This is a genomic window from Moraxella sp. 179-F 1C4 NHS, from assembly GCF_045370505.1.
GTDB lineage: Bacteria > Pseudomonadota > Gammaproteobacteria > Pseudomonadales > Moraxellaceae > Faucicola > Faucicola tetraodonis.
On record NZ_JBIQEC010000003.1, the window covers coordinates 155,927 to 169,074 of the forward strand.

Annotated in this window: 11 protein-coding genes; 8 read left to right on the forward strand and 3 right to left on the reverse strand. The window is 44.3% G+C overall.

The features are described 5' to 3' along the window. Nucleotides 1–202: 202 nt before the first annotated feature. The 4 genes from dnaB (at nt 203) to yaaA (ending at nt 4,688) form a co-directional block, all read left to right on the forward strand. On the forward strand, nt 203–1,624 hold the full coding sequence (gene dnaB / locus ACH0AB_RS02550) for a replicative DNA helicase (RefSeq protein WP_062331227.1): 1,422 nt from the start codon (nt 203–205) through the stop codon (nt 1,622–1,624). Nucleotides 1,625–1,651: 27 nt separating this feature from the next. Continuing rightward, entirely contained in the window at nt 1,652–2,737 is a 1,086-nt protein-coding gene (gene alr / locus ACH0AB_RS02555) for an alanine racemase (protein WP_406877034.1), read from the forward strand. 126 nt (nt 2,738–2,863) lie between these two features. Continuing rightward, nucleotides 2,864–3,784, forward strand: a complete 921-nt coding sequence (gene argF, locus ACH0AB_RS02560; protein ID WP_406877036.1) for an ornithine carbamoyltransferase — start codon at nt 2,864–2,866, stop codon at nt 3,782–3,784. 97 nt (nt 3,785–3,881) lie between these two features. Continuing rightward, nucleotides 3,882–4,688, forward strand: coding sequence for a peroxide stress protein YaaA (yaaA, locus tag ACH0AB_RS02565; protein WP_406877037.1), 807 nt, complete (start codon nt 3,882–3,884; stop codon nt 4,686–4,688). A 235-nt stretch (nt 4,689–4,923) separates the two neighbouring features. Here the strand turns inward: yaaA and groL are convergent, their stop codons facing one another. Both groL and ACH0AB_RS02575 read right to left on the reverse strand, forming a co-directional pair. Then, the gene (gene groL / locus ACH0AB_RS02570; RefSeq protein WP_406877038.1) at nt 4,924–6,558 is read right to left on the reverse strand and encodes a chaperonin GroEL; all 1,635 of its coding nucleotides are present in this window, start codon (nt 6,556–6,558) and stop codon (nt 4,924–4,926) included. A gap of 158 nt (nt 6,559–6,716) precedes the next feature. Beyond that, entirely contained in the window at nt 6,717–7,010 is a 294-nt protein-coding gene (locus ACH0AB_RS02575; protein ID WP_198001374.1) for a co-chaperone GroES, read from the reverse strand. Between the two features lie 402 nt (nt 7,011–7,412). Here ACH0AB_RS02575 and ACH0AB_RS02580 point away from each other — a divergent pair, with 402 nt between their 5' ends. Further along, nucleotides 7,413–8,108, forward strand: a complete 696-nt coding sequence (locus ACH0AB_RS02580; protein WP_224054191.1) for a DUF3108 domain-containing protein — start codon at nt 7,413–7,415, stop codon at nt 8,106–8,108. Between the two features lie 272 nt (nt 8,109–8,380). Next, nucleotides 8,381–9,784, forward strand: coding sequence for a hypothetical protein (locus ACH0AB_RS02585; protein WP_406877039.1), 1,404 nt, complete (start codon nt 8,381–8,383; stop codon nt 9,782–9,784). A gap of 70 nt (nt 9,785–9,854) precedes the next feature. On the opposite strand, the gene ACH0AB_RS02590 is transcribed toward ACH0AB_RS02585, so the two are convergent. After that, the gene (locus ACH0AB_RS02590; RefSeq protein WP_065252955.1) at nt 9,855–10,745 is read right to left on the reverse strand and encodes a LysR family transcriptional regulator; all 891 of its coding nucleotides are present in this window, start codon (nt 10,743–10,745) and stop codon (nt 9,855–9,857) included. Nucleotides 10,746–10,992: 247 nt separating this feature from the next. Between ACH0AB_RS02590 and leuC the strand changes: the two genes are divergently transcribed. Then, on the forward strand, nt 10,993–12,411 hold the full coding sequence (leuC, locus tag ACH0AB_RS02595) for a 3-isopropylmalate dehydratase large subunit (protein ID WP_406877040.1): 1,419 nt from the start codon (nt 10,993–10,995) through the stop codon (nt 12,409–12,411). Between the two features lie 9 nt (nt 12,412–12,420). Next, nucleotides 12,421–13,071 carry a 3-isopropylmalate dehydratase small subunit gene (gene leuD, locus ACH0AB_RS02600; RefSeq protein ID WP_007114912.1) on the forward strand — a complete coding sequence of 217 codons (651 nt, stop codon included), beginning with the start codon at nt 12,421–12,423 and terminating at the stop codon, nt 13,069–13,071. Nucleotides 13,072–13,148 lie beyond the last annotated feature (77 nt).

Here is a 13,148-nt window from a genome sequence, read left to right on the forward strand (position 1 = left end):
CAAAAAAGCCTAAAATTCAAGCTGATTTCATTCAAAAAAATTGCCGATTTTTTATATTTTTCTCATTAGAATTTAAATGATTTTTTCGGTATATTGTCTGTTCTATTTCGATGCGTGTGTTAGACTCACGATTTGCAAGCGATAACTTTTAGCAAACTTTTGCCCTTTCAAACCATTTAAAATAACTTTATCACAGGTCATCATGGCAGACGATAAAACCAAAGACAACGATCTTAAGACTACTTCGCTGACGCAGCACCCACCGCACAGTATGGACTTAGAAAAGTCCGTCCTAGCGTCGCTGATGAGCCTTGAAGAGTCGTTTGATCGCATCTCAGATATTATTACCAAATATGATTTTTATGCACAGCGCCATCAATATATTTTTGATGCCATCTCTCATCTTGCCAATGCCAATGAGCCGTATGATGCCACCATGGTGATGGACTGGCTCGATATGCAAAAACTGCTTGAGCCCGCGGGGGGTAGCGATTATCTAGGCGATATCCTATCACAAAGCCCAGCGACGCTATTTAACTTGACTGCTTATGCGCAGCGGGTCAGGGAATTTTCGACTTTACGCCAAATCATCAAAGCCGGCAGTCATATGCTAGAGCTTGCCTTTGACCCAAAAAATCAAAGTGTCAGTGATATTTTAGACACCGTTGAAAGCGAAATTTTTGCCATCAATGAAACCCATAGCCGCCAGTCAAAACACAAGGGTCCTACCCAACTAAGCGATGTTATTACCAATGTCGTCAACAATATCCAAGAACTTAAAGACCATCCTGAAGGCATGATTGGGCTTAAGACCCCGTTTGAAGAACTCAATAACAAAACCCAAGGGCTACAAGCGGGCGATCTTATTATCGTGGCAGCGCGTCCTTCGATGGGTAAAACCACATTTGCGATGAATTTGGCAGAGAGTATTTTATTTCATACCGATTTACCTGTGGTGGTGTTTTCAATGGAAATGCCTGCCGAGTCAATTGTGATGCGTCTATTATCCTCTTGGGGGGCTATCAACCAAACGCACTTGCGCTCAGGTCAAATGAACGAAGACGAATGGGGTAAACTCTCCAACGCCATCGCCCATCTGCATGCTAAAAAATTGTATATCGATGACAGTACGGCGCTACCGCCATCTGAGGTTCGTTCGCGCTGTCGCCGTATTGCCAAAGACAATGATGGCAAACTTGGCATGGTGATGGTCGACTATTTACAACTGATGAAAGTCCCAGGCTTAGGTGACAACCGCGTAGGTGAGATTTCGGAGATTTCACGAAGCTTAAAAGCGCTTGCCCGTGAGATGAATTGCCCTGTGGTGGCTTTATCACAGCTAAATCGGAGCTTGGAGAATCGTCCCAACAAACGCCCGATTATGTCGGACTTACGCGAGTCGGGTGCAATTGAGCAGGATGCCGATTTGATTATGTTCATTTATCGTGATGAGGTTTATAATGAAAACAGCGATGCTAAAGGCACAGCTGAAATCATTATCGGTAAACAGCGTAATGGACCTATTGGGACAGTGCGCCTCTCCTTTGAAGGGCAATTTACCCGTTTTGGTAACCTAACCCCTGAATTTTACCAAACCGCTTCCTTTAGCGAACCTGATGAATAAAAATTTCACTGCAACAAGGTCAAGATTGTGCGTCAAACCAGCATCACCATCGATTTAGCAGCGCTTACCCATAACCTACAACGCGTCAAAGATTATGCCCCGACCGCCAAGGTATTAGCCATGGTGAAAGCCAATGCCTACGGGCATGGCGCAGTCAACTGTTTACCTGCCGTCGCACAAGCCGATGCCTTAGGTGTCGCTTGTTTGCAAGAAGCGATAGAACTACAACAGGCGGGCTGGCAAAAACTAATGGTAGTGATTGAAGGCGCGTTTTCGTTAGCAGAATGGCAATATTGTATAGCGCATCAAATCGAGTGCGTGGTGCATCACCAACGCCAATTAGACTGGGCGTTGCAGCAGCCTGCAAAAGCGGGCGCAACCGTGTGGCTAAAACTAAACACTGGCATGAACCGCCTTGGCTTTACATCGGGTGAAATCAAGAAAATCGCCCAGCAATTAACTGAGTCAGGTTACGAAATTGTTTTGACCACCCATTTTGCCAACGCTGATGCCATCGATCATCCCAATAACCAACAACAATTTGAATTATTTGATTCAACCCTACAAATGCTACGTGACCAAGTAAACCCAGCGATTAAAGGCTCATTGTGTAATTCAGCAGGGATTGTGAACTGGTCAGACCGCCATTATGATTGGGTGCGCCCAGGCATTATCTTGTATGGCGCAACACCTGTAAATCATGCCACTGCCAAACAGCTAAACCTGCAACCCGTCATGCATTTTAACGCCAGCATCATGGCAATTCATACGCTAAAAGCGGGCGATAGCGTGGGTTATGGTAGTCGCTGGACTGCCCAAGCCCCAGCGCGGATCGGCATTGTCAGTGTGGGTTATGCTGATGGTTATCCAAGGGTGATTAGCGATGATGCCTATATCGTGGTCGCAGGTCAACAGGCGCCTATCATCGGTCGCGTGGCGATGGATATGTTGATGGTTGATTTGACCCATACTACTGAGGTAAACCTTGACTGTCCTGTCCAGCTTTGGGGTAACGCACCGAGCATTGATGAGGTGGGTAGCTGGAATGATACCATTAGCTATGAGCTGTTAAGCGTGGTCACACGACGTCCAACGTGGATTTATCAGTCGTAACTGTTAACTATGTGACGGATGTTAAAGTGACACAAATGCGTCAATTTGCTAGACAGTTTGGATAAATCCGCTATACTGATAGTTTACTGTAATGTTTATTGACAAAATTGGGATGTAGGACAGGCAATGAGTACCCGCCATTTTTTGACGTTATTGGATTTTAGCAAAGAAGAATTGATGCAAGTGATTAAACGTGGTAGCGAACTGCGTTTGATGCAGCATGAAGGGGTTATTTATCAGCCTTTTGTCGGTCGCACCTTGGGGATGATTTTTGAAAAATCGAGTACCCGTACCCGTATTTCGTTTGAAACAGGAATGGGACAATTTGGCGGCCATGCCATATTTTTATCACCTCGCGATACCCAGCTTGGCCGTGGCGAACCGATTGAGGATTCGGCACGTGTCATCTCACGCATGGTCGATATCATCATGATTCGCACCTTTGAACACAGTATTGTTGAAAAATTCGCCCAGTATTCGCAAGTGCCTGTTATCAATGCGCTCACCGATGAACAGCATCCTTGTCAGCTACTAGCTGATATCCAAACCTTTATAGAGCACCGTGGCAGCATCGAAGGCAAAACAGTGACTTGGATTGGAGATGGCAACAATATGTGCGCTTCTTTTATCCATGCTGCGCATCAATTTGGCTTTCAACTGCGGGTTTCCGCCCCTTATGGGTTTGAACCCAATGCCGACCTCATCAAACAGTATTCGCACTGTGTCGAGCTGGTCGAAGATGTTAATGAAGCGGTCAAAGGCTCGCATTTGGTTGCCACCGATGTATGGGCAAGTATGGGACAAGAAAGCGAGCAAAATACTCGTGCGCGGCGATTTGCCCAATATATGGTGACCCGCTCATTACTGGATAAAGCCGATCCAGACGTATTATTTATGCATTGTCTGCCTGCCCACCGCGGCGAAGAAATCTCCTATGATTTGCTAGAGGATCCGCGTGCTGTGGTATGGGATGAAGCCGAAAATCGTCTGCATGCCCAAAAAGCGCTGATGGAATTTTTGTTAACCGATAAAATCAAACTCGCCTAGTCTATGTGGTCTGGGCGTTATCTTTGCGCCCTACGCTGCCATTATTACTATCTTAACCGCTCGAATTCTTAACCGATAAAGTAAACGGAACATAGCCATGTACTTTGTGCTCTCGCCTGCCAAAAATTTGAATGAAAAAAATGATTTACCTTTCGATTTTAGTCAACATTACACCCAACCTGCTTTGATGGCGCACGCTTGCGAATTGATGGGTGAATTAAAAACATTAGCACCAACCGAGTTGTCGGCGTTGATGAGTATCTCAGCTAAACTTGGGCAATTAAATGCCGTGCGCAACCAAAATTGGCGATGGCATACTACCCAGCCATTTAGCACCGATCATGCTGATATACCTGCTAAAGCGGCGCTGTATTTATTTGATGGCGATGTCTATACAGGTTTGGCAGCGCAGCAAATGACTAAGCAACAAGTCCATTATGTCAATGAGCGATTAGGAATATTGTCTGGGTTGTACGGCCTGTTAAAACCGCTTGATTTGATGCTACCCTATCGCTTGGAAATGGGTACAAAACTAAAAAATCCTAGAGGCGAGAATTTGTATCAATTTTGGGGCGATACGATTGCCGACCTCATCAATCAACGCATGGCAGAAAATAAACACAAAGTTTTGGTAAACTTGGCTTCCAACGAATACTTCAAGTCGGTCAATCCCAAAAAAATCAATGCAGAAATTATCACGCCCCGTTTTGAAGACGGCAAAGATGGCGTATATAAGGTGGTAAGCTTCTATGCCAAAAAGGCACGCGGGTTGATGGTGCGTTTTGCCGCTGAAAATCAGCTGACAACCACGCAACAGTTAAAAGACTTTAACTTGGAAGGCTATCAGTTCATTGAAAATGCTTCAAGCTCAACGGAGTATGTTTTTAGACGGGATAATGATTAACTGCACCGCCATTTAACGCAAAATATCCGCCCATAAAATCCACTGACCCTATCTTTTAGCACAGTTTCATTGAATATACAGAATAAACCGATGATTTTGGCTTGTGGTAGCAGATTGCCCAGTAATTCCATCGTTATGGTTGTGATAATTTCCCTAATTAAAAAACCCCATTAAACTGAAGTTTAATAGGGTTATGATTTTAGCTAAATGGCTTGAGTGGGATATAATCTTTCGATTACATCATGCCGCCCATACCACCCATACCACCCATGGCAGCAGCGGCGCCAGCGTCGTCTTTTGGCAGGTCAGTAATCATTGCTTCTGTGGTGAGCATCAAGCCTGCCACAGACGCCGCGTTTTCAAGCGCTGAGCGAGTGACTTTGGCTGGGTCTAAGATACCCATTTCTAGCATATCGCCGTATTCACCAGTCGCTGCGTTGTAACCGTAGTTACCTTGACCGCCTTTGACTTGGTTTACCACCACAGATGCTTCATCACCTGCGTTGGTCACGATTTGACGAAGTGGTGCTTCCATCGCACGGCGTAGAATGTTGATACCCGCGGCTTGGTCGTCATTGTCACCGTTGACATTATCAAGCGCAGAGATAGCACGAACCAATGCCACACCACCACCTGCTACAACGCCTTCTTCGACAGCAGCACGAGTTGCATGCAAAGCATCATCCACACGGTCTTTTTTCTCTTTCATTTCAGTTTCAGTCGCCGCACCGACTTTGATAACTGCCACACCGCCTGCGAGTTTGGCAATACGCTCTTGTAGCTTCTCTTTGTCGTAATCAGAGGTTGATTCTTCCACTTGACGACGGATAGAGGCAACACGATTATCGATTTCAGTTTTTTGACCGGCACCATCGACAATCACGGTGTTTTCTTTACCAACGGTCACTTTTTTGGCAGTGCCTAATACTGATAAGTCCGCAGTTTCTAAGCTCATGCCCATTTCTTCTGATACAACCGTACCACCCGTTAAGATTGCGATATCTTGAAGCATCGCTTTACGACGGTCACCAAAACCAGGGGCTTTGACAGCACAAACTTTTAAACCGCCGCGCATGTTATTTACAACCAAAGTTGCCAAAGCTTCGTTTTCAACATCTTCAGCAATGATAAGTAACGCTTTACCAGATTTCATCACGTTTTCAAGCAGTGGAATCAATTCACGGATGTTGCTGATTTTTTTGTCCACTAACAAGATTAATGGGTTTTCTAGTTCAGCGGTCAACGTATCTGCTTTATTGGCGAAGTATGGGCTGATGTAGCCACGGTCAAACTGCATACCTTCAACGACTTCAAGGGTGTCTTCAAAGCCTGAACCTTCTTCAACCGTGATTACGCCTTCTTTACCCACTTTTTCCATCGCTTGAGCGATGAGGTCACCGATAGTTTGGTCAGAGTTAGCTGAGATAGAGCCAACTTGCGCGATGGCTTTGGTGTCATTGGCTGGGGTTGAAAACGCGTGGATTTGTGCAACAACGGCACGTACACCTTTATCGATACCACGTTTTAAGTCCATTGGGTTCATGCCAGCGGCAACTGATTTCATGCCTTCTTGTAAAATCGCTTGGGCTAAAACAGTCGCTGTGGTAGTACCGTCACCTGCAACATCATTGGTTTTGCTTGCAACTTCACGCACCAACTGTGCGCCCATGTTTTCAAATTTGTCATCAAGTTCGATTTCTTTAGCCACTGATACGCCATCTTTAGTGATGGTTGGTGCGCCAAAAGATTTATCGATAACCACGTTACGACCTTTAGGACCCAATGTTACTTTAACCGCATTTGCCAATACGTTGACGCCGTCAATCATTTTTGCACGGGCATCAATACCAAATTTTACATCTTTAGCCATGTTAAATTCTCCAAATTATAAATTTTTATTTGTATAAGGTAGTCCAAATTGCTACCACGATTGCTATCAATTACTTTACCAGTTAGATTAAGACTAGGTAAATTAAGACTAAGCAAATTAGCTTTTAGGTAAAAACGATTGTTTAGAGTAATGACTGATTAACCTTCAATCACACCTAATACATCACTTTCTTTCATAATCAATAATTCTTCACCATCTACTTTAACCGTTGAGCCGGCGTATTGACCAAAGAGTACTTTGTCGCCGACTTTAACATCGAGCGCACGTACATCGCCGTTTTCACGGATTTGACCATTACCTACTGCAATGACTTCACCTTGAGAAGGTTTCTCTTGGGCACTGCCTGCTAGTAATAAACCGCCAGCCGTTTTTTGTTCTTCTTCGCTGCGACGCACGACGATACGATCATGTAAAGGACGAATTGCCATAATCTACTCCATAAATTAACTGTTAAATTATTGTTTGAAAGCCGTAGTTAGCTTTGAAAGCTGTGATCAGCTCAGAGGTTAGCTCAAAAGATCACCGCTATTTTGCCGACCACAAAAAGATGATAACTATCTGTTTGCATAAATAGTCATATGCTTATCACATGTTATCAATTCACTGTCTAACAGTGGGGATGTATGCCAATTTGTTCAAGCAGAAAATTACGAAATTTTGCAATTTGTTGTCAATTTTTTAACTACCTAGCCCAAACACTTCATAAAGACTGTGGTTTATTGCACAATCACAATCTTTTGTTAACTGGCTTGTATTTGCTTGCCGTCAATACTACTGTATGCATACCAAACAGATTTAACCTTATCTTATGAACGTTATTTGATGGATGAAACATGAAAAATTCTTTAGTAAAAAAACTGGTAGTAAGTACTTCACTCGTGTCAGCCATGGCTATCACCTCTATGGCAAATGCAGCAGTTGCCCCTTTTAATGCAACCTATAATTTTAATATTGAAGGCAAATACAATGGTACTGCAAGCCGTGTATTGACCCAAACTGGCAATCAGTATTTTTATAATGTTAATGCAAGTGTCGGTAAATTAGCCAGTGCCAAGCAAACCGCCAATTTCGTCAATGCCAATGGCGCTATCTTACCGGTGAGCGCGTTAACCCAATACAAAATTTTGGGGACGGGTCGAACTACCACATTGAACTTTAATAATGCAAAAAAACAGCTGGTCACCAATTATAAAGGTCAAAACAAAGTCATTGCTTTGCCACAGCCTGCGTATGATGATTTGAGTTTAGAAATTCAAATTCGCGAGGATTTAAAAGCAGGCAAATTCCGTGGTAACTATTACATGGCAGATCGCAATACAGTTGAAGCAGTGCCCTTCAAAAAATCTGCCATGACTCGCATTACTGTGCCAGCGGGCACTTTTGATGTGGTGCGTATCGATCGCGTGCATGATGACAAAGACCGTCAAACCAGTTTTTGGTTAGCCCCAAAACTTGATTATCTACCTGTTAAAGTGGTTCAAAACAATGATGGTAGAAAAATGGAAATGAATTTGGCTAGAGTAAATTAATACTTTGTCATGTTTTGACTCAAACACCGATTATATTAATCGGTGTTTTTTTATGTTTATGTCACTGTAAATACGCTATTAGTGACTTATCAGGTCAGAAATTGGCGCTATTTTTGTAAGCCATAAGTTGTCAAGGCGTAAGTTTTTAACTATTCTTTGTAGGTCCATTGGAAGGCCTCACTATCCTGTCTAAGTTTTTCATACCTTTTAGCAACCTTTAGCAAGCTCTCCAATTCGCACTATATCAATATCCATGTAAAAGGGAGTATTTCATGTCATTAAGATTGCAATCCTTAACGCTCGCTATTGTCAGCATTTCATTTGCTAGCGCTGCCCATGCCGCAGGGCTCGACCGCTCAACTCAGCCAAGCTGGGCGTTTACGCAAGATGGCACTTTTGCTTACATCGAACGAATCACCATCGACCCATCAATTAGTGGCAAAGACAATGCGGCCACCACCCCTTCGCCAACCACGTACGAAGAAGGTCGCGATATTAACAACATGGCGCTAAACTATGATTTTATCAATTATGGGGCAAAAGCAGACATCAATGATAAAGTCAGTGTGGGTGTGTTTTTTGACCAGCCGTGGGGCGCGGATGTTGAGTTTACCGGCAATAATAACTTTGTCAATGGTACAGTCAGCGCGCAGCAGGTTGCTGCTGCAGGACAAGCGGCGCTAGCCGCCGCCACAGCTGCAAAAACTGCCGCCGCCGCTGCAAAAGCAGATCCAACCAACCAAACACTCGCTTATAATGCGGCTACCGCGCTTAAAACCGCACAGCAAGCAGGGGCAGTTTACAATCTAGCAAGCAATATTGCTCAGCACCCCAACGAAGGTACCAACGTCTCTGTTGATAGTAAAAACTTCACGGGTTTGGTGGGTGTCAAATTTGGCGAAAAAAATAATTGGCAAGTATATGGCGGGCCGGTATTACAAAAATTAGAAGGTGAAGTGCATTTACGCGGTACAGCCTACAATTCTACTCAAGGTTATGATGGTATCTTTGCCCAATCGAATGGTTATGGTTGGATGGCAGGTTTAGCCTATAGCAAACCTGAGATTGCGCTTAAAGCGGCGTTGACTTATCGCTCTGAAATTGATCATGACACCGTAGCGTATGAATACATGCCTGCAACTGGCGATTCAGGTACTAATGACATTACCATCACTACCCCAAAATCCGTGAATGTTGACTTTCAAACAGGTCTAAACCCAACCACGCTATTGACCGCAAAACTGCGCTGGGTACCTTGGAGCGATTTTTCAATCAAACCGCCTCTATATAATGCAACGACCAAAAAACCCACAGGGGCGGATTTTAAACCCCTATACCCCAATGGTTTAAACTTGATTGATTACTCAGATGATGGCTGGGCAGCAGAAGTAGGCTTGGGTAAAAAATTAAGTAATCAATGGGCAGTATCAGGCTCAGTGGGTTGGGATAGCGGCGCGGGTGATCCTACCACCACCTTAGGACCTGTCGAAGGTCATTGGAATGTGGGTCTAGGCGCCAAGTACAATGTTACACCCGAAGTCGCCGTGTCGGCAGGCGTGAAATACTTGATGTTTGGCGATGCCAAATCAAAAATCCCCAATGGCGACTTAGTGGGTGATTTCCAAAACAACGATGCTTGGATTTACGGGCTGCGTTTAACTTATCAGAAAAAGTAAGTCTCATAAAAAAAGCCTATCACGTTGATAGGCTTTTTTTATGTCGCTCCATTAATCGTGATGTTTACTATCAATCGCGATGTTTACCATCCACCTCTAATCCTAACATATCAAGCAAGGCTGCCATGCTTGCAGATACCGTGATATTGGGGTTGGTGACCAACCCCAAATAGCGTTGCAACTCAACGGGGGTATCCATATTAATCGGCTGTAAATCTTGATTGACTAACGTCTGCGGTAACACCGACCAGCCTAGCCCAACCGATACCAACATACGAATCGACTCCAACGGATTGGTGCTCATCGTGGCATACGGTTTTAAGTTATATTTGGCAAATTCAGCTAAAGTGATTTGACTGGTAAAGGTATTAGCGGCGGGTAAAATCGCTGGATAATTCGCCAATTGTTCAAGCGTCACGTTCATTTTATGCGCCAGTGGCGATAAAATACCTGTCACAAAATGCAGCGGATCTGACCATAGCATATGATAATTTAGACGTTTATCATACACAGGGGGTAGCGTTAAAAAAGCCAATGACAAGTCGCCATCAAGGACCGCTTTATGCGCTTGCTCAGAATCGACAAAATGCACTTCAAGCTGTACCGCAGGATAGCTTTGGATAAATTGTTTGAGAACAGCTGGCAAATGATGTAAGCCAATATGATGACTGGTACCAATAATCAGTTTGCCTGATACCGTTTGCTGGCGATTTTTAAGATTAATTTTTAGATTGTCGTAATCATCTAGCCAGCGTTTGGCATGGGGTATCAAGTCATGTGCCGCTTGGGTTGGGATAATACCACGACCCACGGTATCAAAAAGGGTGACATCAAATTCGTCTTCTAAGTTTTTGATACGCTTACTTACTGCAGGCTGTGTAATAAATAATTTATCAGCCGCCTGCGAGATACTACCTGTTTGCATAACCGCTAAAAAAGTATTTAAATTTGTGGTATTCATCTTTCCCCCAAAACTAAAACCCTACCAATTGATATAAATAAAAGTTTCATTCTTTAAAAAATACATTAAATAAGATTATAAGACAACGTATGCACAAATACAATTTATTTAATCGCTCAATACATTCCTAAAATTTTTATAAAATATAAAAATCATCAATTAAAATTATCATTTTTCTTTGTTATAATGGCGTTATTGTTTACCCGATTACTACGCCCTTTTATAAAAAAACCATAGGATATGTGTCATGGCAGCGCAAACGCTTTATGATAAACTTTGGCAAGATCACTTAGTCAATCAACGAGACGACGGTTCTAGTCTTATCTATATCGACCGTCATTTATTACATGAAGTCACGAGCCCACAAGCATTTGAAGGCTTGTCATTGGCCAATCGTGACCCTTGGCGTTTGTCAGCAAACGTCGCCACCCCTGACCATAATGTCCCAACGGTGGCGAGCGAACGTAAGGAAGGTGTGGCAGGCATTAAAGATGATGTCTCTCGCTTGCAAGTAGCCACACTCGATGAAAACTGTGCCAAATTTAACATCACTGAATTTACCATCAATGACGTGCGCCAAGGCATTGTGCATGTGGTAGGCCCAGAACAAGGTTTGGTCTTGCCTGGGATGACCGTGGTGTGTGGCGACTCACATACCGCAACCCATGGTGCGTTAGGCTGTCTTGCCCACGGTATCGGTACCAGCGAAGTTGAGCATGTATTGGCAACACAGTGCCTTGTGCAAACCAAGATGAAAAATATGCTTATTAAAGTCGATGGCAAATTGGGTGAAGGTGTCACCCCAAAAGACGTGGTGCTAGCGATTATTGCAAAAATCGGCACCGCGGGCGGGACAGGTTACGCCATTGAATTTGCAGGCGATGTGTTCCGTGACATGAGTATGGAAGGACGTATGACCGTGTGTAATATGGCGATTGAAGCGGGCGCACGCGTTGGCATGGTAGCCGTTGATGACACTACCATTGAATACGTCAAAGGTCGTCCCTATGCGCCTACGGGTGAAATGTGGGATAAAGCCGTGGCTTACTGGCAAACCCTGCATTCAGATGCTGATGCTGTGTTTGATACCGTCATTGAGATGGCAGGCGCTGACATCGCACCCCAAGTATCTTGGGGCACCTCCCCTGAGATGGTGGTTGATATCAGCGCGCACGTCCCTACCTTAGATGCGGCAAAAGATGAGGTCCAAAAAGACGCGTGGACACGCGCCTATGAGTATATGGGTTTGACCGCGGGTCAACCGGTCACTGACATCAAAGTCGATCGGGTGTTTATCGGCTCTTGTACCAACTCACGTATTGAAGATATTCGCGCGGCGGCGGCTGTTATCAAAGGTCGCAGAGTCGCAGATAGCGTCAAAGAAGCGATTGTGGTAGCCGGTTCTGGGTTGGTTAAACAACAAGCAGAAAGCGAAGGGCTGGATAAAATCTTTACCGCAGCGGGGTTTGAATGGCGAGAGCCAGGCTGCTCGATGTGCCTCGCCATGAACGCGGATAAATTGCAACCAAAAGAACATTGCGCCAGTACCTCGAATCGTAACTTTGAAGGTCGTCAAGGCAATGGCGGACGCACCCATTTGGTCAGCCCTGCCATGGCCGCCGCTGCCGCATTAGCCGGTCATTTTGTTGACGTGAGAAATTATTAAGGTAGAACTATGAAAAAATATACCCTTGAGCAGGGCATTGTCTGCCCACTAGATCGCTCAAACGTGGACACTGACCAAATCATTCCAAAACAGTTTTTGAAATCTATCAAACGCACGGGGTTTGGTGCCAATTTATTTGATGAATGGCGTTATTTGGACGAAGGCTATCCTGGTCAAGACAATAGCAAACGCCCCATTAACCCTGATTTTATTTTGAATCAGCCCCGTTATCAAGGTGCTAACATTTTGCTTGCGCGTAAAAACTTTGGTTGTGGTTCAAGCCGTGAGCATGCCCCTTGGGCGCTCGAAGAATACGGTTTTCGCACGGTGATTGCGCCAAGTTTTGCCGATATTTTCTACAATAACTGCTTTAAAAATGGCATGTTGCCAGTGATTTTAAGCGAAGATGCGGTCAGTGAATTGTTTGCCGAATGTTTTGCCCAAGATGGCTACCAATTAACCGTGGATTTAGAAAAACAGCAAGTGATTTCACCCTCAGGTAAAAGCTATGCGTTTGACGTCGATGAATTTCGTAAGCACTGTCTGCTCAACGGTTTAGACGATATTGGTCTTACCTTACAGCAAGCTGATAGCATCAAAGCGTATGAAGAGAACGCCAAACAATCACGCCCTTGGGTATTTGGCACAGGCGCGGCTTAAAATGCTGCTTGGTTAGGTAAATGTCCACTGTTAGTAGCGTTTCATCATTGATGATTTATCATTGATAGTTTATCCAT